This window comes from Pedobacter sp. MC2016-24 (assembly GCF_015223055.1).
Taxonomy (GTDB): Bacteria; Bacteroidota; Bacteroidia; order Sphingobacteriales; family Sphingobacteriaceae; genus Pedobacter.
This window is the reverse complement of the sequence record NZ_JADFBX010000002.1, coordinates 562,908-584,067: the sequence shown is the minus strand read 5'-3', so window position 1 is coordinate 584,067 and position 21,160 is coordinate 562,908. Positions and strand designations below refer to the sequence as shown.

Annotated in this window: 17 protein-coding genes; 11 read left to right on the top strand and 6 right to left on the bottom strand. The window is 41.4% G+C overall.

Annotated features, from left to right (window positions below):
- The first annotated feature begins 72 nt into the window (after positions 1 to 72).
- From IM797_RS08135 to IM797_RS08115, 5 genes are all read left to right on the top strand, one after another.
- The gene (locus IM797_RS08135) at positions 73 to 3,456 is read left to right on the top strand and encodes a SusC/RagA family TonB-linked outer membrane protein (protein WP_194126597.1); all 3,384 of its coding nucleotides are present in this window, start codon (positions 73 to 75) and stop codon (positions 3,454 to 3,456) included.
- A 102-nt stretch (positions 3,457 to 3,558) separates the two neighbouring features.
- Positions 3,559 to 4,977, top strand: a complete 1,419-nt coding sequence (locus IM797_RS08130; RefSeq protein ID WP_194126596.1) for a RagB/SusD family nutrient uptake outer membrane protein — start codon at positions 3,559 to 3,561, stop codon at positions 4,975 to 4,977.
- Between the two features lie 34 nt (positions 4,978 to 5,011).
- Positions 5,012 to 5,806 carry a DUF4843 domain-containing protein gene (locus IM797_RS08125; RefSeq protein WP_194126595.1) on the top strand — a complete coding sequence of 265 codons (795 nt, stop codon included), beginning with the start codon at positions 5,012 to 5,014 and terminating at the stop codon, positions 5,804 to 5,806.
- 6 nt (positions 5,807 to 5,812) lie between these two features.
- Positions 5,813 to 7,324, top strand: a complete 1,512-nt coding sequence (locus tag IM797_RS08120) for a PKD-like family lipoprotein (RefSeq protein WP_194126594.1) — start codon at positions 5,813 to 5,815, stop codon at positions 7,322 to 7,324.
- A 2-nt stretch (positions 7,325 to 7,326) separates the two neighbouring features.
- Positions 7,327 to 8,520, top strand: coding sequence for a TlpA disulfide reductase family protein (locus tag IM797_RS08115; protein WP_194126593.1), 1,194 nt, complete (start codon positions 7,327 to 7,329; stop codon positions 8,518 to 8,520).
- Positions 8,521 to 8,582: 62 nt separating this feature from the next.
- On the opposite strand, the gene wrbA is transcribed toward IM797_RS08115, so the two are convergent.
- Complete coding sequence (wrbA, locus tag IM797_RS08110; protein WP_228098757.1) at positions 8,583 to 9,794, bottom strand: NAD(P)H:quinone oxidoreductase; 1,212 nt, start codon at positions 9,792 to 9,794, stop codon at positions 8,583 to 8,585.
- Between the two features lie 97 nt (positions 9,795 to 9,891).
- Between wrbA and IM797_RS08105 the strand changes: the two genes are divergently transcribed.
- The 4 genes from IM797_RS08105 (at position 9,892) to arr (ending at position 13,161) form a co-directional block, all read left to right on the top strand.
- Positions 9,892 to 10,674 (top strand): AraC family transcriptional regulator, encoded by a 783-nt coding sequence (locus IM797_RS08105; RefSeq protein ID WP_194126592.1) that lies wholly within the window; start codon positions 9,892 to 9,894, stop codon positions 10,672 to 10,674.
- A gap of 61 nt (positions 10,675 to 10,735) precedes the next feature.
- Positions 10,736 to 11,764 (top strand): cytochrome-c peroxidase, encoded by a 1,029-nt coding sequence (locus IM797_RS08100; protein ID WP_194126591.1) that lies wholly within the window; start codon positions 10,736 to 10,738, stop codon positions 11,762 to 11,764.
- A 92-nt stretch (positions 11,765 to 11,856) separates the two neighbouring features.
- On the top strand, positions 11,857 to 12,684 hold the full coding sequence (locus IM797_RS08095) for an SGNH/GDSL hydrolase family protein (RefSeq protein WP_194126590.1): 828 nt from the start codon (positions 11,857 to 11,859) through the stop codon (positions 12,682 to 12,684).
- 33 nt (positions 12,685 to 12,717) lie between these two features.
- Positions 12,718 to 13,161, top strand: a complete 444-nt coding sequence (gene arr, locus IM797_RS08090) for an NAD(+)--rifampin ADP-ribosyltransferase (RefSeq protein WP_194126589.1) — start codon at positions 12,718 to 12,720, stop codon at positions 13,159 to 13,161.
- A gap of 3 nt (positions 13,162 to 13,164) precedes the next feature.
- Here the strand turns inward: arr and IM797_RS08085 are convergent, their stop codons facing one another.
- Both IM797_RS08085 and truA read right to left on the bottom strand, forming a co-directional pair.
- Complete coding sequence (locus IM797_RS08085) at positions 13,165 to 14,919, bottom strand: ABC transporter ATP-binding protein (RefSeq protein ID WP_194126588.1); 1,755 nt, start codon at positions 14,917 to 14,919, stop codon at positions 13,165 to 13,167.
- 2 nt (positions 14,920 to 14,921) lie between these two features.
- A complete protein-coding gene (gene truA, locus IM797_RS08080; protein WP_370583070.1) occupies positions 14,922 to 15,701 on the bottom strand; it encodes a tRNA pseudouridine(38-40) synthase TruA in 780 nt (259 codons plus the stop codon).
- A gap of 77 nt (positions 15,702 to 15,778) precedes the next feature.
- On the opposite strand from truA, the gene IM797_RS08075 reads away from it, so the two are divergent.
- Complete coding sequence (locus IM797_RS08075) at positions 15,779 to 16,246, top strand: DUF4293 domain-containing protein (protein WP_194126586.1); 468 nt, start codon at positions 15,779 to 15,781, stop codon at positions 16,244 to 16,246.
- An 84-nt stretch (positions 16,247 to 16,330) separates the two neighbouring features.
- Positions 16,331 to 18,211, top strand: coding sequence for a DEAD/DEAH box helicase (locus IM797_RS08070; RefSeq protein WP_194126585.1), 1,881 nt, complete (start codon positions 16,331 to 16,333; stop codon positions 18,209 to 18,211).
- A gap of 69 nt (positions 18,212 to 18,280) precedes the next feature.
- On the opposite strand, the gene IM797_RS08065 is transcribed toward IM797_RS08070, so the two are convergent.
- The 3 genes from IM797_RS08065 to IM797_RS08055 all read right to left on the bottom strand — a co-directional run bounded on the left by IM797_RS08065 (position 18,281) and on the right by IM797_RS08055 (position 21,121).
- Positions 18,281 to 18,625, bottom strand: a complete 345-nt coding sequence (locus IM797_RS08065) for a hypothetical protein (protein WP_194126584.1) — start codon at positions 18,623 to 18,625, stop codon at positions 18,281 to 18,283.
- Positions 18,626 to 18,688: 63 nt separating this feature from the next.
- Entirely contained in the window at positions 18,689 to 19,687 is a 999-nt protein-coding gene (locus IM797_RS08060; protein WP_194126583.1) for an NAD(P)H-dependent glycerol-3-phosphate dehydrogenase, read from the bottom strand.
- Between the two features lie 75 nt (positions 19,688 to 19,762).
- Entirely contained in the window at positions 19,763 to 21,121 is a 1,359-nt protein-coding gene (locus IM797_RS08055) for an efflux RND transporter periplasmic adaptor subunit (RefSeq protein WP_194126582.1), read from the bottom strand.
- Positions 21,122 to 21,160 lie beyond the last annotated feature (39 nt).

The following is a 21,160-nucleotide window of genomic DNA, read 5'->3' as shown; positions in this document are numbered from 1 at the left end:
AAATGTATGAAATTTTACCATCTATATAGGCCAGATCATGGTAGCTATATACCTACTCAATTATTGCGTATTATGAAACTAACCTTACTCATAATCACCACATTCTTATTGCAGATCAGCGCCGCAACCAAGGCCCAGACTGTGACGCTTAATGAAAAGAATGCATCACTTGAAAAAATCATTAAACTAATCAGGATGCAAAGCGGCTATGATTTCATTGGAGATACCAGGCTAATCAGAAATGCCAGGCCAATTACAATCAATGTAAAAAAGGGTAGTATAAGCGAAGTACTAAAACTGTGTTTTCGTGAGCAAGAACTCACCTATTCTGTTGATGAGAAAACAATTATTATTAAATCTACGCCCATAGAAAACCGACCATCCACCAATCAACAGATGAGGATTATTGAAGGTACTGTTATGGCCGAAGATGGAGAATTACCATTGGTAAATGCAACAGTATCGGCAGTTGAAACAGGTATAAAAACCTATACCAATAAAGAGGGTAATTTCAGCATTAAGGTACCTGAATCGGTTAAAACGCTACGTTTCAATTTTATCGGCTACGAACAAAAAGACATGAAGATCGATGCAAAAGATAAAAAAATCATTGTCAGACTGGTTACCAAAAGCAATGCACTAAGTGAGGTAGTCGTAACGACGGGAATTTATAAACGTCCGGTAGAAAACTTTACAGGATCGGCAAAAACCATTACAGCAGAAGAACTAAAACGTGTTGCCCCTTCCAACATACTGGCTGCGATAGGAATACTTGACCCCTCATTCAGGATGCCAGAGAACATCAGTTTTGGTTCAGATCCAAACCGATTGCCAGATATAGAATTGCGAGGTCAAAATAATTTCCCCGACCAGAATATAGACCCAAACTCTTCTGCAACCTTAAGAAATGTATATGGGGATAAACCCAATGCACCTTTATTTGTATTGGATGGATTTCAGGTTACCCTGCAACGGATCTTTGACCTGGACATGAACCGGGTTGAACGCATTACCATTTTAAAGGATGCTGCTGCAACTTCTATTTATGGCTCAAGGGCCAGTAATGGTGTGGTGGTTATAGATACACGCCAGCCAAAAGAAGGTTCAGTAAGAATATCATACAGAGGCGGTATTACCGTAACTGCCCCCGACCTGAGCAGTTACGACCTGTTAAATGCTTCTGAAAAATTAGCCTTTGAAAAAGAAGTTGGCTTTTATAAAGATAGCGGCACATGGCCTTATCTACAAACCGTACGTGATGCAGAATACAACGAGAGATTAAAAGCGGTAACGAGCGGTGTAGATACTTACTGGCTATCTCAACCGCTTCAAACTGGCTACGGCAATAGCCATTCCCTTTATCTTGAAGGCGGTGATCAGGTGGTTAGATACGGTATCAATCTGAGCAGCCAGAATGATGTGGCCGTCATGAAAGGTTCTGGCCGTGACCGTATGAGTGGAGGTGTAACACTTACCTACCGCAATTCAAAACTTCTATTTGCAAACGATTTGAGCATCAACAAAGTAAAGGCTACAAATAGCCCGTATGGCAATTTTAGTGACTATACGAAGCTCAATCAATACTGGTCACCATATGATGAAAATGGGGAATTCGTCAAATTTCTGGGTCAACCCAGAAGAAACAGCTCAGGTGTACTTTATGCCAATTATGGAAACCCACTTTACAATGCGGTATTACCAAGCAAAAATTTCAATGAGCAACTGGGCTTTACAAACAATTTCAGATTTGAATGGTCTGTCTTGAACTGGTTACGTTTTATAGGTGGTGTTGGTTATACACATAACAATACCTCTTCAGATTATTATTTATCAGCTAGAAATACAGCATTTGAATCACTACCGATCACTGAGCGTGGCAAATACACCAAAGGCACAGGAAAAACTGACCTAATAGATGCTAATTTCGGTTTTGACATCCGCAAAACATGGGGAAAAAACCTGGTATTTGTTACAGGAAGTATGAATGCCAATCAAGGTAAAGAAGAGAGTTTCAATACTTCAGTAATTGGCTTTCCAAATGAAAAAGTAGCGGAACTGATTTTCGCCAGCAAATACGATCCAAATACACTCAAACCATCCGGAAGCCAGGGAATTAGCCGCCTGATCAGCGGTAGGATGAATACCAACTATGCCTACGACAATAAGTACTTATTTGACTTTTCTGTCAGCCTCGATGCTTCTTCTCAATTTGGGAAAGACCGAAGTGCAGCACCATTCTGGTCGGCAGGTATAGGTTGGAACATCCACAGGGAGAAATTTATGGAAGATGTAAAATTTGTCAATTTCCTTAAGATCCGTGGTTCTGTGGGTACCACTGGCGACCAGAACTTCCCTCCTTACATGGCTTTAAGTACCTATAACTATTACGCTGATCAGTTTTACCTGAACCAATTGAGTGCATACCTCGTTGGATATGGTAATTCTGCGCTGGGATGGCAAAAAAGCTTAAAACGAGGTGCCGGTCTTGATGCTACGCTATGGAACAACAGGATCAGCTTATCGGGAGACTTTTACTACAACACCACCAACGACTTGATCCTTGACATTACCACTCCACCTTCATTGGGATTTAGTAGTTATAAAGAAAATGCCGGTGCATTGAGAAATATTGGATGGCAGGGTAGTGTAAACATAAACCTGATCCAGAATAGTAAAAAGGCATTTTATTGGCGAGCTGGCCTGTCAGCCTATGGAAATACAAATACCATTACTAAAATCTCAAACTCGCTGCGGAAGTTAAATGATGCTGCAAATACAATTGATCAGACTGTAAATGATCCAAACAGGAAAAAGCCCAAGAGTTATTATCAGGAAGGTCAGTCGCTTACCGCATTATATGTAGTAAGAAGTCTTGGTATTGATCCTGCAAATGGACAGGAGATCTTTATTGATAGAAATGGCAACTCCACCTATGTTTGGAACTCTAATGATAAAGTTTCAGTGGGTGATACCAGACCAAGGGTTTCCGGTACGCTGAGTACTGGTGTAGACTACAAAGGTTTCGGTTTTAATATTTATATGTCTTATCGTCTGGGTGCTGATCTCTACAACCAGACACTGGTAGACCGTATAGAAAATGCAGACATCACTTTTAATGTTGACCGCCGGGTTTCCAGCGATAGGTGGAAAAAGCCGGGAGATCAAACTTTCTTCAAGGGCATCATAGGTAGTGCTGACGGTAAGGCTGTGGTAGAAAGTACGCTTGCGACTTCAAGGTTTGTACAAAAAGAATATGTGCTGGAAGCTTCCAGGGTATCATTCACTTACCAGTTTCCCGAAAGCATGAAATGGCTGAAACAAGCAAGGCTTTCTAACACAAGGCTTGAACTATATGTTGCCAATCCTTTCCAGATCTCTAGCATTAAACGAGAACGCGGACTGGATTATCCCTTCGCACACAGTTTCACATTCAACATATCCACAAGTATATTTTAATTAAAACTACAGCTTTATGAAACCATCACGATCTTTCAAATCACACCATAGAATGTTAAGATCATGATAGCTGCATCACAAATAACGATAAATTATAAACAGATGAAAAAGCCTTTATATATTTTATTAATCTGCCTTCTTGCTTCGGGATTCTCTTCCTGCAAGAAATGGCTGGATGTAAAACCAGGAACCCAGGTACTACAGGATGAAATGTTTAGTACCGAAGCGGGTTTCAACCAGGCCTTGCTGGGCTCTTATCTGCAAATGGGTACCGGACTTTATGCTGATAACCTGACCATGACCACCATTAGTGCCATGGGGCAGAACTATCAAACTACTTCTACCGGGCATCCACTTCTTGAACATGCCAAATACAACTATGCTGCCCCCACCGTCAAAGCAAGCATTGCTACCATATGGAGCAATATGTACAAAGCCATAGGTGGAATAAACAACATCCTTGCCCATGTTGATCAGGCTAAAGGGATATTTTTCAAAAACCACTATAACCTGGTCAAAGGTGAAGCACTTGGATTAAGGGCATATATGCATTTCGACCTGCTCCGTATGTTTGGCCCTGTACCGATAAATAACGGTTCTGTAAATGCAATTCCCTATGTCACAACGTTTGACAAACAGGTAACACTGATGAGCAATACCAATCAGGTAATTGAATTGTGTTTAAAAGACCTCGACGAAGCCGAACAGCTACTTTCTGTATACCAGGACATTGCGTACAATACCGGAGACAATGTAGATGAATTCACCAACTACACGCGTAACCATTTTAACTACTGGGCCGTAAAAGCGCTAAAAGCGAGAATTTATCTATATGCTGCAAATAAAGCCAAAGCTTACCAGTATGCCAAAGAAGTAATTGCCTCAGCGAAGTTCCCTTTTGTAGACCGCAGCACGTTCAACCTAAGTTCTAACCAGGATCGCACTTTCTCAACCGAACATGTTTTTGCCTTAAATTTACCGCTAATAAAGGCGCTTGTTGACATCCGATTCCGCCTGGACGGAAATACCAGTTTCCAGACTCAAACTTTTTACCTGACAAGTGCAACCATGAATACGCTATTTGATGTGGCTACAGGAGGATCTACAGATTATCGGTACCTGTACAATATCAAAACATCCAATGGATATTCTTATAGCACCAAGTTTTGGCAGGATGGCATTTCTAGTCTCCAACTTAGTAATCAGGTACCCTTAATCAGGCTTTCAGAAATGTACTACATTGCTGCAGAATCAACGCCAAACCTCACAGAAGCACTGGAACTGGTAAATAAAATAAGAACTCAAAGAGCACTGACAGCAATTGTTACTCCATTTAACGAGACCACACGCATGCAGGAGATTGCAAAAGAATACGTCAAAGAATTTTACGCAGAAGGGCAATTATTTTTCTACTACAAGCGGTTGGGAACATTACCAGTTCCAAGATCCGCGGTTGTAATGACAGAAAAAACCTATGTATTCCCACTGCCTGATAATGAAATCGAATTTGGCAACAGATAAATTCTAACAATCATTCAATCAAAATTATTTGAAGATGAAAACTATAATTAAAAGTCATAAAATCAATTGCCTGATGTGCCTTGTCACTCTTGTTATTGGCATCACATCCTGCAGCAAAGAACTGGTTTATAAAAATATGCCGGGAATTTACATCGATAAGGAAAAACTAACGGCCAGAGATAGTACCGCATACTCTTTCGCTGAAAAATCAGCGGCTTTAATGCTCGACACGATTTACATTCCTATAAAAATTTCAGGGGAAATGTCAAATACAGACCGTGCCGTACCACTACAAGCCAATGCAGCAAGAACTAATGCCATTGCAGGTACACATTATCAAATATTAAGCTCAGTAGTTAAAGCAAATGAGTTAACTGCCAGGGCAGCAGTTTTGGTAAAAAGAACACCCGACCTAAAAACCAGGCAACTGCGGATTTTACTGGAAATTGTACCCAGTGCTGATTTTCCTCTGACCATCACAAATACAAAAACAAACAGCACTTACAACGGAGAACCTTCGGCCTCTTATAATCCCGGTTATTTAATTAAGCTCACAGATCAGTTACTGAAACCAGATACCTGGGATGGTTCGGGTTCATGGTTTAAGTACTATTTCGGAGCTTATAGTGCTGTGAAATTTAAATTTATTATAGAGGTTACCGGCAGAACAGTTTGGGGCGATAGGGCCAGATACGGACCTGATGCACCTACATCTGCAGAATTACAAATCTATTATACAAAACTGATTACAGCTTTGTACGAATATGAGAAAATAAACGGACCAATGATAGATGAGACAGGTAATCAGGTAACCTTCCCTAAACTTTAAAAAACAATGAAAACATATAGACAAGCTATATTAGGCATTTCTGTCGTTTGCCTGATGCTATTCAGCTGCAACAAGGACAAAGGAAACTACGACTTGAAACCTATTCATGAAATCGTGGTGGATCAACTTAACGATGGGAAAGAAATTGAAATTCTGAGTGGTGATGTTTTAAAACTGACCCCTGGTGTAAAACAGGAGAATACAACAAATGGAACTTACAAATATCGTTGGTACATGTATGGCGATAATTACACCCCTGCAATTGAACTTTCAGATAAAAAAGATCTGGATATAAAAATCACCGCGCCTATTGGCGGATATACACTGATGTATGTGGTAACCGACGTTTCAACGGGCATCACATCCACTCAACAGCGTCACATGACCATAACGTCAAAATACGCAAGCGGTCTGCTTGTATTGGATGAAAAGGCTTCAGGCGGAGACATTAGTCAAATTTCGTTAAACGGAGATATCTATAAAGATCTGTATAGTGCAGCCAATGGAGGCAATCACATTACCACACCAGGGAGTAAACTCGTTGGATTTTTTTACAAGCGTGGATTAGACATCCAGAAGCCCATTTTTATTTTCATTTCATCACCAGGAAAAAACACAGTAGAGATCGATCCTGAGAGCTATAAAGAAAGCGGAGCCTTCTCAAGCCTACTGGCAACACCACCACAAAGTCCTGTACAACTTTCAGACATTACAGGTATGTCAAGTGGAGATCCGGTGTATGCAATTGTGAATGGCAAACTGCAGTTCAGTACAGGCGGAACCTCAACCCCTTTATTCCAGGGTGCATTGCTTGGTGACTATGATCTTGCCCCCTATATTATAACGACCACAGCAGGAGGCAGGGAAAATATACCATCTCAAACGTACCTGATTACTTACGATCAGAAAAACGGACGTTTTCTCTGGTTCGCCGGGTTCAACGTCGGCTCATTTAACACTTATAGTACCGACATGACAAACCCGGGTGCATTTGACCCGAACAATATCAAAAAACAGTGTGTTTTTTCCTGTTATTCCAATCAGTATGCCTATTACAATTGGCTAATGAAAGATGCAGCGGGCAAAATGTATTTCTATCAGATGTTCCCGATATCTACACAGAAAGCTGCATCAGTTTACCTGGAAATCACAGCTGCGCCTGAGATGAGCCAGGCAACAATATTTGCTGGTTCTACAAAACTTCCACAGATTTATTATGTAGCAGACAATCGCATTTATCTCTATGATTACAAAGCCAACAGCGCCAGAATGATCTACACATTTGCGGCCGGCGAACAAATTACGGATATGAAATTTGCAGTAGGCCGTGTGCCGGCATATGAAACCGAATACAGGGTACTCCGTACATTGGATAAAATTTACATTGCAACCTATAATGGAACTGAAGGAAAAGTTAATGAATTTGATGTTTCTGCTACAGGAGACATCGGAACCCCAGTAAAAACTTACGGCGGCTTCGGAAAAATAACAAGTATGTTTTACAAAGAAAAAAGATAAATATGAAAAGCATCAATATATGTTCCATTGCCCTTGTGCTTGCTCCCTTATTCGGAGCAGCACAAGCTGGCAATTCCTTTACCTTAACAGGAAAAGTATCAGATTATCAACGTGCAGTTGACAATACCGTTTATCTACAGTTTAAGCAAAACGGAAAAGAAATCAAAGACAGCGCTAAGCTGATCAATGGCACCTACAGCTTCAAAGGTATAATCTCCTACCCTGTTAACGCTATCCTCCAATTGAAAGTTGCCGACAGCGTAGCACAATACCACAAACAAACCCGGATTCTAAAAGATTATGCCTGCGAGTTTTACCTTGACCAGGGTAAACTCCTTGCAAATGCCCCACAAAAACTAAACAGCACGGTTATTCAAGGCTCTGCTGCCGATACAGACCGCCAGCAATTGAAAGCAATCTTAGATCCTTACTACGACGCCAGTAACAAACTTTACAGTAAGGAGGGAACTCCTGCTTACAAAAGTAAAGACAGCATTGCCATAGCAAAATACACCAAAAAGAGCTATGCCCTTCAAGATAAAATTGATTCTGCCAAGAAAGCCTTTCTGTTCAGCCATCCGCAATCGGGTATGGTACTTGATATGCTTAGCGAATACACCCGAACCATTTTGGAACCGGCAGAGATCGAACCTTTTTTTAACAAGATCCAACCTGCTTTAAAAGCCTCGGCCGAAGGCCAGGCTTATGCCAGCCGCATAGAAAAATCTAAGGTTACAGCCCTTGGTGCTCAAGCAGAAAACTTTGTTTTAAAAGACAGGAATGGTAAAAACGTCAGCCTGGCCTCGTTAAAAGGCAAATTGGTTTTACTTGATTTCTGGGGAAGCTGGTGTTTTCCATGCCGCTCTACCCACCCCCATTTGCGCAAGTTATACGCCGAATATAAAGATAAAGGGTTTGAGATTCTGGGTGTAGCCAGCGAGCGGGGCAAACCAGACGAAAACTATAAAAAATGGACAGCAGCATTGGATCAGGATCAGATGACCTGGGTTAATGTATTAAGCGAGCAAGCAGAAAAAGGACAACAAACTGTTCCGGGCAAGTACAATGTCAACGCCTATCCAACCAAAGTATTGATCGATCAGAACGGTATCATCGTTAAGAAATTTGTAGGTAGCGGCGCAGCAAATGCCGAAGCACTGGATAAGCTGGTTGAACAGCTCTTATCTAAAAACTAACCAAAAAAGGATGCTTCTCGTAATGAAAAGCATCCTTTTTCAATATCAATCCAACTCAAAATTTATTCATCCAGCTCAAACACCGCCTGTATCTCAACCGCAGAATTCATTGGCAAAGACGACGCCCCTACCGTAGCCCGCGTGTGCATGCCTGCCTCGCCAAATATCTCCACCAGTAAGTTCGACGCTTCGTTCATCAGTATCGCATGTTTCGTATATCCGGCAGGCGTATAAAAGAACCCCGTCAGCTGTACCGCTTGCTTTACACGATCCAGATCACCGCCAGCAGCCTGTTTCAATACCGCCAGTACATTAAGCAAAGTTTGCCTGGTGGCCAGCTTGGCTTGCTCCTCAGTTACTTCCTTCTCAATCATTCCGGGATGTTCCAGTTTACCTGCTTTCAACGCAATCTGGTTAATGAATACCTGGTTTCCAACAATTTTAAAAGGTTTGTAATTCCCTACCGGAGCCGGAGCATCTGGTAAAGTAATGTTTAGTGCTTTCAAGCGCGCTTCAATCACCTGTGTTTTCATCGTGGTATAGTTTGATTGTTGATTTATTCCTACAGCCATACGCATCATCTGATACCCTTTTGCTGCTTTAGCTAAGGCGTAGCCTTGCAGTGCCGCAATGTGTTTTTCACCTTCAGATGGACGGGCAGACCCCGTCACACTGGCTAAAGATGAAGCACCAAATGCCGTATTGCCCTGTCCAATGCTCTTGTCGATATCTGCCGTGCCCATAATCCCAGTAGGTACAATCAGCATCCCATGAACCGCAAGCGTATTCCAAAAGGACAATATCGCAGCTTCCCGTCCGGCACCACTACCGGCCGACATAAACACCGTAGCCGGTATACCTTCCAGTTTACGGGCCGTCCAAATCGCTACCGACTGGTCTAAAAAGTAACGCATATCTGCACTCATGTTGCCAAAATGTACCGCAGACCCAAAGGCAATGCCATCATAATCCGGCAATTCATCTATGCTGGCATAAGGTATTGCCGCAAATGCTTTTTCCTTTTCTTTATCCAAAGCCTTAATCCTTGGCACTTGTTTCAGCACTGCTTTTGCACCTGGCAACCTATTCACACCAGCTGCAATTTCCTGTGCCATTTTGTAGGTTCCACCACTTTCTGTATTGAAAAGAACCAGTATTTTTAAAGTTGCGTCTGCTGTTTTCATAATTGTCTGAGCTTTGAGTAATGCGCTGCTAAACAAGAACAATAAGCCAAGCAAGCTTGTTTTTAAACGCATAGAATTGATCATATTCATGTATTAAATGTTTATATAGATTTATCCCGACAAAGGTCTGTAAAACAATCTGTCACTAAATATCTATATTTGCCAATCACATGTTATAATACGACAAATGGAACGTGCCCGATTTTGCCACTTAACCGTCGATGCGGTTCAAAAACAAGCTTATGTATGGCACGAGGCCGATTGGAAGTTTTCAGATGAGTGGCATTCGCACCATATGGGGCAATTGATCTTTGTAGAAAAGGGCGTTCAATATTTACATACCGCCGAACGGACGTATTTACTGCCTACACACCATTGTGCCTGGATCCCGCCGGGTTTAGCACACCGTACTTCCAGCCCGGTTAGTCCCGTTTATCTACGTTGCATTTTTCTAAACCACACGGTTGATGATTCCTTTTTTAAGGAGCTCAATATTTTTCACACGCCGAAAGTATTGAGAGAGATGATCCTGTTTACCGAACAGTGGTCCCGGCTGGAAGAAGAAGATCAGCTGGAACTTGATTTCTTAAAAGCCCTGGCAGGCATTTTACCAGTTACCTTTCAATCTGCACTGCCCCTGGTTTTACCTGTCCCACAGAATCCCAGGATTGCCAGTATGATTGATTACCTGACAGGGCACATAGCCAACGATATTAAAATCCCTGAAGTCGCCTCAAAATTCAATCTTTCTGCCCGTACCATGGAGCGGTTATTTAAGCAAGACATCGGCATTACCGTAGCAGGCTACATCAAGCTTTACAAAATCATTAAGGCAGTTGAGTTGCTTTCCGTTACCGGAGAAACTGTAAAAAGTGTAGCGCTTCAAGTGGGGTATGACAGTGTATCTACTTTCAGCAATACGTTTTACAATGTACTGGGTTTACGTCCGCAAGACATGATTGTTGGATAAATTACTTACTTTTGCGGCTTCAAAGTTTAGCCCGTCAATACGTGCTATACAATAGGGTGATATGGCAGGACAACAAAAAGGGAAAATCATTATATTAGTTATGCTGGCTGTCAGCTTCGGTATCCTGGCTTTTGGCTTTTTGTTTTCGTCTTCCGATTCAAAAATGGCGCCCAATCAGCCTTTAAATTTCCCTAAACTACCTGCAGATACCAACATCGCTACACTAAAAGGAATTTCCTTAGGCCGCACACTATTTCAAGACCCAGGCTTATCTGCCGACCGCAGCGTGTCATGTGCTTCCTGCCATAAAAATGAAAATGCGTATTCCGATCCTGGAATCATTTTCAGTAAGGGAAGCGACACTGTTCATGCCGCCAGGAATACACCGGCTTTGATGAACCTGCAATGGAAAAAAAGTTATTTTGCTGATGCAAGGGCACATCTTCTATCACAAACAGTAGCCAATGCCATTCAAAGTCCTGTAGAAATGGCTTCCAGCATACCGGTAGTTTTAGCGCGACTAAATAAATCGGACAGTTATAAAAAGCAATTCCAAAAGGTATTTGGAACGGAAGAAATTACCGAAGAACGACTCATGAAGGTATTCAAAGATTACCTCGAGACCCTGGTTACCTCCAATTCCCGGTACGATGCCTATTCCAGACAGGAAAGCTTGAATTATACGCTTGAAGAGCATAGAGGATTAACTTTATTCAGACAAAAATGCAGCCCTTGTCACGCAGGTGAATTATTTACCGACGAATCATTGAGAAATGCAGGTACCGGAACAACCGCCGACCAAGGTAGGGGAACGCTGACTAAAAAAGCGGAAGATATGGGAAAATTTAAAGTGCCAAGCCTCAGAAACATAGGGCTGAGTTCACCTTACATGCATGACGGCCGTTTCACGACCTTAGCACAGGTGTTGGAGCATTACAGCAATGGCATAAATCAGACTAAAGGATTAGACAGTGCGCTGTATACCAACGGCAAGGCAGGAATTCCGTTAAACAGCACTGAGAAAAAGCAACTTCTGGCATTTTTGAATACCCTAACCGATCCGATATTTATCCGACAGGGAAATTATTAATGCAATTGTCTTTAAACCAACCTACTTCTCTTGCTAAGACAATTCAATAAAAAAAGCTAATTTCAAACTTCAAAACAATACCATAAACTTTAATGAAAAAACTGTTATTCCTATTGCCTTTATTACTGCTATTCACCTCTTTTAGCGGTCAGCAAGTGTTGTGGACTGCCATTGGCGATTCCATTACTTATATGAATGAACATCCGGAAGAAACGCAAAATCGGATCAGCAAAGGTTATATGACCATGGTTACTGAAAAGCTTCCTGCTGTAAAATACATTAATCAGGGCCACAATGGCTGGACTGCAGGAGGAATTGCAGAGAAAATAGAGAAACTTGACTTGAAAAAATCTGACATCTACTCTGTGTTCCTGGGAACCAACGACTGGTGGCATGGCCGGACAATAGGCACTCTGGCCGACTATACCAATGGAAAAGGTAATGAAACTTTTTATGCCTCTTACCGCATCATCATCAATAAGCTGCGCGAACTTAATCCTAAAGCTGAAATCATCCTCATGACACCAATGCAACGTGGAGATTTTGTGTATATCAAAAACGCAAAAAACAATGCTTACGGTTCCTATAAACCTAAAGATGGGCAATCCTTAGCTCAGTTCGCCAATGCAGTAAAAGAGATTGCTGAATATGAAAAACTAAAAGTAGTAGACTTATATAACGAGAAAAAACTGGCTGTAAAACATGTAGTAAAATATAAGCGCCTGAAAGATACTAAAACCGGATTTTACAAAAACTTTAGTTACCCGGCATACATCGGCCTACCATTCGATCCGTTAAAAGATGAATACCCATACCCGGTTGAAGCCGGTGCAATGACATATGATGGATTGCACCCTTCGGATCAGGGCTATAATATCATTTCTAAATTGATGATTAAGGCAATCAAACCTATACTTTGATTTAAAATCTCAGCATACTTTTATAACCATCCTATGGCTACGATTCAATCAGAAAACAAAAACGAAACTCCAGGCTCTGCTCCATTTGCCCAAACTTATTTTCACGGAACAAAGGCAGATTTAAAGATTGGAGATTTTATTGAAGTTGGTTTTATATCCAACTTTGCCGATAGACAACTAAAACACGTTTATGCAACATCCACTTTACATGCAGCCATTTGGGGAGCAACGCTTGCCGCAGGTGATGGCCGGGAAAGAATTTACCTGGTTGAAGCAACGGGCTACATCGAGGATGATCCGAATGTAACGGATAAAAAATTTCCCGGGAACCCTACAATGTCATACCGCTCAGAACATCCGTTTAAAGTAGTTGGCGAAGTAACCATCTGGCAAAGACACTCGCCTGAGCAGGTTGAAGCAATGAAAAACGGATTGAAAAATCTTAAAGAAAAAGGTATAGATACGATTGAAGAGTAACGCTTAATTTTTAAACTGCAAATCATATAACTTTTTATAATAGCCATTTAGCCTCAGCAATTCCTGATGTGTGCCAATTTCTTTAATTTCCCCTTTATCCAGCACCATAATCTGATCGGCCTTTTGAATGGTCGATAGACGGTGTGCAATCACAATAGAGGTGCGTCCCTGCATCAGGTTCTCAATGGCATGCTGAATCAGCATTTCTGTTTCTGTATCTACAGAAGAAGTCGCCTCATCCAATACCAGGATAGAAGGATTATAAACCAGCGCCCGGATAAAGGAAATAAGCTGTGCCTGACCTGCAGACAATGTAGCCCCACGTTCCATTACATTGTATTGATAACCGCCAGGTAAGCGCTCAATAAAATCATGTGCACCTACTTTCTTCGCCGCATCTACCACCTGTTCCATGCCAATGTCCGGATTATTGAGTGTGATGTTGTTGAAAATCGTATCGGAAAACAAAAACACATCCTGCAATACCGTAGCAATATTGCTGCGCAGGAAATTCAGTTCATAGTCCTGGATTTTAACGCCATCAATTTTGATCTCTCCTTTTTGAATTTCATAAAAACGGTTTAGAATATTGATTGTAGATGATTTACCTGCCCCTGTGGCACCAACCAAAGCAATGGTTTTACCGGCCTTTACCTGGAAGGAAATATCTTTCAGAACATAGTGATCATCATTATATGCAAACCATACATGATCGAATGAAATGGCTCCCTGCATCTTTGCAGGAACAAAAGTTCCGTCATTCTTTGTTACTTCCTGTGTATCGAGCACTTTAAATACCCGCTCAGCCCCTACCATTCCCATTTGCAGGGTATTGAATTTATCGGCAAGCTCGCGGATGGGGCGGAACAGCATACTGATGTACATGATAAATTCGGCAATAGTTCCTGGTGTAACGGATAGTGGTTTGGCCAATATGCTTCTGGATCCGTACCATACAAGGAGGCCGAGCGACATGGCAGAAATGATCTCTACTACGGGGAAAAATATCGAATAATACCAGTTGGAGCGAATATTGGCATCGCGGTAGCGGGCATTAATCTTAACAAACTTTTTATACTCCTGCTCTTCACGTGCAAAATACTGGATGATGGAAATACCGGAAATATGCTCTTGCAGATAGGTGTTTAAATTAGACACCTCGGTTCTGATTTCCTGGAAAGCAGACTTGATGGCTTTTTGAAATATAGAAGTGGCGATGATGAGTAAGGGCATAGGTAACAAAACAACCAGGGTCAATGCCCAGTCGCGGTACACCATCACACCGATGATCACAATGACCATCAAAATATCTCCAATGATGACAATTAACCCTTCCGAGAAGATTTCGGCAATAGTTTCCAGATCTGAAACGGTACGGGTAATCAATTGCCCGATAGGTGTATTGTCAAAATACTTGAGCCTTAGACTACTGATATGGTTAAACACATTGATCCGCAGATCACGAATGGCCGACTGTCCGAGCGTATTGGTCAGTAAAGTATGACTAAACTGAATGCCTGCCTGCACAATTAACAAGACCAGCATGAGTACGGTCATGTTTAAAAGTCCACCATACTGCCCGGTCATGATGTAATGGTCAAGGGTATATTGAATCAGGAAAGGACGGGCCGGCGCAATGAGGGCTAGCAGAATGGTTAAAATGATCGACAGGATAAAAATCCTGCGATAAGGCTTTACATATTGAAAAACCCGTTTTAACAAACCTACATTTAAGGCATCTCCGGTTATTTTAGACATAGTTATTGGACAAAGGGATAAATGACATTCACCAGATATAAGCCACAGGCTGGAACACTCTGCCCGGCATTGCTTCTGTTTTTACTCACAATAATTTCTTCAAATTGTCTGGCATTAATTTCCTTTTTCCCGATGCGAATTAAAGTGCCTACCACAGCTCGCACCATATTTCTGAGAAAGCGGTCGGCCCGTATGGTGAACTTCAAACCATCTTCCTCAACCTCAAAAAAAGCTTCAGTTATTTTGCAGTTATTGGTAAACGTTTGCGTATGGGATTTGCTAAAACAAGAGAAATCAATGTGATTGAGCAATATTTTGGCAGCTTGGTTCATCGCTTCCACATCTAATTCACCCTTAAAAAGCCAGGAACGGTTTAATTTAAAAGGATCTTTATGGAAATGAAGGTGATAATGATAGGCACGTTCTGTAGCCCCAAAGCGGGCATGAGCCTCATTCTCGACTTCAAATACACGTTTTACTGCAATTTGATAAGGAAGCAGGGAATTGATGCCAGTTACGGAACGTTCAATGGCTACAGGTTTTTCCCCCTCTGTTTCGTCTACTGGAATTTTCAGGTCAAAATGTGCATAAAACTGGGTGGCATGTACGCCGGCATCGGTACGGCCACAACCCAAAGAGGCTATAGGCTGGCGGAAATAAATGCTCAGTGCTTTATCCAGACATTCCTGTACGGTACTAGCATTGGGCTGGATTTGCCAACCATGATAAGTACTCCCGTCGTACGATAATTCAATAAAATAACGTTGTGTCTTCAATACCACAAAATTATCTTTTTAATCGGATATCAGATTGGTTACTATCCTCCTTTTAATATATTTGTTGAAATTATTGAACTGATATGATACAAAGAGTGCAATCTATATGGCTTCTTTTAGCCACCTTAACGCTGATCAGCTTACTGTTTTTGCCTTTAATTACCAAAAATGTAGATGCTACAGCCTATAGCATTTATACTAACGGACTGCATCAAAAAACGAACGCTGCCTCGGGCAATGGCTTAATTATAGAACCTTTCTTACCACTGATGATTGCAAACATTGCTTTAGCTGCAATTTGCTTTTTCAATATTTTCGCGTTTAAAAACAGGTCTGCTCAAAAAAGAATTGCTGCAGTAAGTATTGTTTTGGTTCTGGTACTTGCTGGCTGGAGCAGCGTTTACGGGCAACATTTACCTGGCGGACTAACCAATGCCTCAGTAGGTTCAGGTGCCATTTTATTACTTTTAGCGATCATATTTTGTGCACTGGCGATACGTGGAATACGTAAAGACGAGCAATTATTAAGGTCGGCCGACAGGCTTAGATAATTAAGCAGCTCATTTTTATTTAGTTAGGCCGCGTTGAAATACCAATAATTAAACTTACCTTTGCGGCTTAATAAATTATAATACATGATAAACCCATTTAGTAAATTGGGGATAAGTGATGACGTTGTTAATGCTGTAAAGGATTTAGGTTTCGAAAATCCAACACCTATTCAGGAACAAAGTATTCCTGTGCTGTTAGAGGGCAATAACGATTTTGTTGGTTTGGCCCAAACAGGAACAGGAAAAACAGCCGCATTTGGTTTGCCGCTGTTAGAATTGATAGACTTTAAGAGCAATAAGCCTCAGGCATTGATTTTATGCCCTACCAGAGAGCTTTGCTTGCAAATTACTAGCGACATCAAGAATTTCTCAAAAAACATCAGTGGTGCTAATGTCGTTGCCGTTTACGGTGGCGCAAACATTATGCAGCAGCTGCGTGAAATTAGAAACGGTGTACAAATTGTAGTGGCTACACCGGGCCGCATGTTGGACATTATTGGCCGTAAAGCTATTGATTTCACAAACGTGAAATACGTAGTGTTAGACGAAGCCGACGAAATGTTAAACATGGGTTTCCAGGAAGACATTAACGATATTTTGTCTACTACACCTGACGACAAAAAAACATGGTTATTCTCAGCAACTATGCCTCCTGAGGTTAGAAGAATAGCTAAGAACTACATGGACTCACCGGTTGAGTTAACCATGGGTACTAAAAACACAGGTAACGTAAATATTGAGCATGAGTACTATATTGTACGTGCAAGAGATAAATACGCAGCTTTAAAACGCATTGTGGATTTCAATCCGGAAATTTTTGCAGTTGTTTTCTGTAAAACCAAATTGGATACACAAGATGTAGCTGAGCACCTGATTAAAGATGGTTACAATGCCGATGCTTTACACGGAGATTTGTCTCAACAACAACGTGATAAAGTAATGCAGCGTTTCCGTGAGCGTAACATGCAGTTGCTGATTGCTACTGACGTTGCTGCGCGTGGTATTGATGTAAACAACGTGACACACGTAATCAATTACTCATTACCTGACGAAATTGAAAGTTATACCCACCGTAGTGGCCGTACTGGTCGTGCTGGTAAAACAGGTATTTCGATTTGTATCGTAAACTCTAAAGAAATTGGTAAAATCCGTCAGATTGAAAGAATCATTGGTAAACAGTTTACTAAAGCTGAATTGCCTACTGGTTTTGATGTTTGCGAAAAACAACTGTTCTCTTTAGTTCACAAAGTTCATAATGTAGAAGTTAACGAAAGCCAGATTGAGCAGTATATGCCGCGCATTATGGCTGAGTTTGAAGAACTGAGCAAAGATGAGGTGATCAAACGTTTTGCATCTTTAGAGTTTAACCGCTTTTTAGAGTATTACAAAAATGCACCTGATTTGAACTCTTCAGCTGATGACAGAGGTGAGCGCGGTGAACGTGGAGAAAGAGGTGCAAGAAGCAGCGAAGGTTATACCCGTTTGTTTATCAACGTCGGTTCTGTTGATGACTTTACAAGAGGCGACTTGTTATCTTTTGTATGTAATAACGGTAAAATCAGTGGAAAAAGCATTGGTAAGATCGACCTAAAGGGTGTTTATTCATTCTTTGAAGTTGAAAATGCAACTGTGGAATCTTTATTCAACAACTTTAAAGGTGTTGAGTTTAACAACCGCGGTGTTAGAATTGAAAAAACAGCTGATGGTGAAGGCGGCGGTGGCGCTGGTCGTAGTCGTGGCGGCTTTGGTGGCGGTGGAAGACGTGAAGGCGGAAGTTACGGCGGTGGAAGACGCGAAGGCGGCGAACGCAAAAGCTATGGCGGTGGCGGCAAACGTGAAGGCGGGAATAGCGGTGGTGGTTTCAGGGATTTCTCTGGAAGAAGCCGTGAAGACAGAGGTGGAAATGCTGGTGGTGGCAGACGCGAAGGTGGAAGCAGTGGCAGCGATAGAAGACGCAGATCTTAATTCACAAGCGATAAAAAAAGCCCTTTGGAAATTCCAAAGGGCTTTTTTCATTTCAATGGTAAATACGGATTATTTTTTAACCTCTGGTCTGTCTTTAATCTGTGAAGCTTTCAGATAAACCTTTTTACCTTTTTTGTTGACGTAGTATTTTCTATTTTTACCATCGATGTATACATCTGTTCCATCCGGTGCCATTTTACCTTTGAAGGTTTGATCAGCTACTTTAGAGCTTCCTTTAACTGCAACTTCAGCGGTTTTGTTTCCAACCGTAGTAGCCGTTTTACCTATTGCTTTTCCGGTTTTATCCAGGGCTTTACCTACTCCTGTTTCCTTCTTTTCTTGTGCATTTGAATTGAAGGTGAGTGCGCCGCAAATTGCCAGGGTTAATAAACCCGATACATACTTTGTTTTCATTTTTGCATGATTTTTAAAACGTTATGCAACATGAACAATTAACGAGCCAATTTTGTTTGGATATTAATTGAGTTGTTCTGTTAACAAGCGCATTTCAATATGAGGTGAATGCTTTTCGTATAAGATGGCATATACAGCACGGCTGATCGGCATGTCAACTTTATATTTTTTATTGATTACATGCATACAGCTAGCTGCGTAATAACCTTCTGCCACCATATTCATTTCCAATTGGGCCGACTTGACCGTATAACCCTTACCGATCATATTACCAAAGGTTCGGTTCCGGCTAAATTGCGAGTAGGCAGTTACCAACAAATCTCCCAGGTATGCAGGCTCTTTAATGTCCCTGGAAATTGGATGTACAGCATCCACAAACCTGCTGATTTCGCGGATAGCATTGGAAATTAATACTGCCTGGAAGTTATCGCCATAGCCCAAACCATGACAGATGCCGCTGGCTACGGCGTATATATTTTTCAACACTGCAGCATATTCAGTACCGAATATGTCATCAGAAACATTGGTTTTGATATAACGGGTTTGCAAGAGACCAGAAAACCGTTTTGCGGCTTCCAGATCTACAGAAGCAATAGTCAGATAACTCAATTTTTCAAGCGCAACTTCTTCCGCGTGACAAGGCCCTCCTATTACGAGGATATCAGACAAAAGTACGCCATATTTTTCATGTAAAAATTCGCCGATAATCTGGTTTTCATCAGGAACAATTCCTTTGATAGCAGAAATGATTTTCTTGCCTTTCAACTGCTCGGGCGTAAGCCCATTGAGCGTAGCCTTTAAAAAAGCCGCAGGTACGTTTAAAATGATGTAATCAGCTTGCCTGATGATCTCAGACAAGTCGTCGGAAATATTTTTTTCCGGCATCCGTATCTCAACAGAGCTCAGGTAATTCGGGTTGTGCTTGTATTTCTGTAAATGCGTAATGGCATCTGCATTGCGCATCCACCAATAAATCTCTTTTTCTGCGATGTTATCAGAAAGCATTTTTATAATAGCAGTAGCCCAACTACCCCCACCAATCATTGCGACTTTAGGTATCATACATTATAAATAAAAAATCCCGGTTTAATGTTTTAAACCGGGACAATTTACTCAATAAAAAAGGATTGGTAAAGACTACTTCTTATCAGAATCGGCAAACAATTGATCCTTAGTCGTTTTCTTTACCTTCATCCCATCTTTTAATTTGTTCTGAATGGCCGAATATGGCCCAGTTACGACATCCTGTCCGGCTTTAAGACCCGATTTTATAATGATGAACTGATCGTTCTGAATGCCGGTAGTCACTTCTACCTGCTTTACCGTTTCGCCATTAAATAGATAAACGTATTGTTTAACTTTTTTGTCGGCCAGTTTAGACTTCTGCTTGTCACTATCCTCCTGGTTGTCGGTAGCAGGCTTTTTATCTTTGTCGTTCTTCTTCTTATCAACGGTAAATACAGCCTGAATTGGTACGGACAAGCCCTCAACAGTTTCACTTTCGATATCAACCGTAGCAGATAGTCCTGGCCTGAAAGGCGAAGGCAAATCCTTAGCTCCGCCTTTAACACCACTATAAGAATCTGCCAGGATACGCACTTTCACCACAAAATTGGTTACCTGATCAACAGAACTGGTTGCAGTACCTACATCCTTTGAAGAACTGGCAATTTCCGTGACAGTACCTTTAAATTTCTTGTCGGCAAATGCATCAACTTCTATCGTTGCCTGATCTCCAACATGCACCCTATTGATGTCATTTTCGTTAACGTCTACGTTAACTTCCATAGAAGAAAGATTAGATATCCTCATGATCTCTGTTCCTGCCATTTGCGCCGTCCCAAGGATACGGTCGCCCAGCTCTACAGAAAGTTTCGAAATTACACCGTCAACTGGTGCAAAAATAGTAGCCTTTGCTAAATTTGCAGTGGCTTCCTGAACGTTGGCGCCAGTTTGCTCCAGGTTAAATTTAGCACTTGTCAAATCTTCCTTTGCACGGCCCAGATTTGTTTTTGCAGTCAAATAGGCTGCTTTAGCTGCATCAAATTCAGAAGCTGAAATCACCTGCTTTTTAAACAATTCTACATTTCGTTTATACGTAGCTTCTGCATTTACGAAATTACCTTCGGCTTGTTTAAGCAATTGTCCTGCACCTGCCATACCAGCTTTTTGTGCACTGTAAGAAGCGACAGCACGATCGTAACCGGACTTAAGAACATCCGGACGTACTTTAATGAGCAACTGTCCTTTTTTAACCACGTCTCCTTCTTTAACCAAAAGTTCCGTAACCTCTCCCGAAACCTCAGAACTCAGTTTAACTTCCGTTTCTGGCTGTATTTTACCACTGGCAGTCACCGTTTCAATAACTTTCCTATTTGCAGCTTTATCTATAGTGACCTGCTCTGTCTTATCTGCGCCAATAAGTCCGGTAAACTTAGCGACAACCAGTAGCACCGCAACTATACCTACTATAATTAAAATGGTTTTCAGTTTCATTTGTGTTTGTTAATTTGTATGCTCTATCTATTTTTATGT

Bases quoted from the DNA above. Each gene is read 5' to 3' on its own strand.
- IM797_RS08135 (WP_194126597.1), top strand. From the start codon at position 73: ATGAAACTAACCTTACTCATAATCACCACATTCTTATTGCAGATCAGC.
- IM797_RS08130 (WP_194126596.1), top strand. From the start codon at position 3,559: ATGAAAAAGCCTTTATATATTTTATTAATCTGCCTTCTTGCTTCGGGA.
- IM797_RS08125 (WP_194126595.1), top strand. From the start codon at position 5,012: ATGAAAACTATAATTAAAAGTCATAAAATCAATTGCCTGATGTGCCTT.
- IM797_RS08120 (WP_194126594.1), top strand. From the start codon at position 5,813: ATGAAAACATATAGACAAGCTATATTAGGCATTTCTGTCGTTTGCCTG.
- IM797_RS08115 (WP_194126593.1), top strand. From the start codon at position 7,327: ATGAAAAGCATCAATATATGTTCCATTGCCCTTGTGCTTGCTCCCTTA.
- wrbA (WP_228098757.1), bottom strand. From the start codon at position 9,794: ATGAATATGATCAATTCTATGCGTTTAAAAACAAGCTTGCTTGGCTTA.
- IM797_RS08105 (WP_194126592.1), top strand. From the start codon at position 9,892: ATGGAACGTGCCCGATTTTGCCACTTAACCGTCGATGCGGTTCAAAAA.
- IM797_RS08100 (WP_194126591.1), top strand. From the start codon at position 10,736: ATGGCAGGACAACAAAAAGGGAAAATCATTATATTAGTTATGCTGGCT.
- IM797_RS08095 (WP_194126590.1), top strand. From the start codon at position 11,857: ATGAAAAAACTGTTATTCCTATTGCCTTTATTACTGCTATTCACCTCT.
- arr (WP_194126589.1), top strand. From the start codon at position 12,718: ATGGCTACGATTCAATCAGAAAACAAAAACGAAACTCCAGGCTCTGCT.
- IM797_RS08085 (WP_194126588.1), bottom strand. From the start codon at position 14,919: ATGTCTAAAATAACCGGAGATGCCTTAAATGTAGGTTTGTTAAAACGG.
- IM797_RS08075 (WP_194126586.1), top strand. From the start codon at position 15,779: ATGATACAAAGAGTGCAATCTATATGGCTTCTTTTAGCCACCTTAACG.
- IM797_RS08070 (WP_194126585.1), top strand. From the start codon at position 16,331: ATGATAAACCCATTTAGTAAATTGGGGATAAGTGATGACGTTGTTAAT.
- IM797_RS08065 (WP_194126584.1), bottom strand. From the start codon at position 18,625: ATGAAAACAAAGTATGTATCGGGTTTATTAACCCTGGCAATTTGCGGC.
- IM797_RS08060 (WP_194126583.1), bottom strand. From the start codon at position 19,687: ATGATACCTAAAGTCGCAATGATTGGTGGGGGTAGTTGGGCTACTGCT.
- IM797_RS08055 (WP_194126582.1), bottom strand. From the start codon at position 21,121: ATGAAACTGAAAACCATTTTAATTATAGTAGGTATAGTTGCGGTGCTA.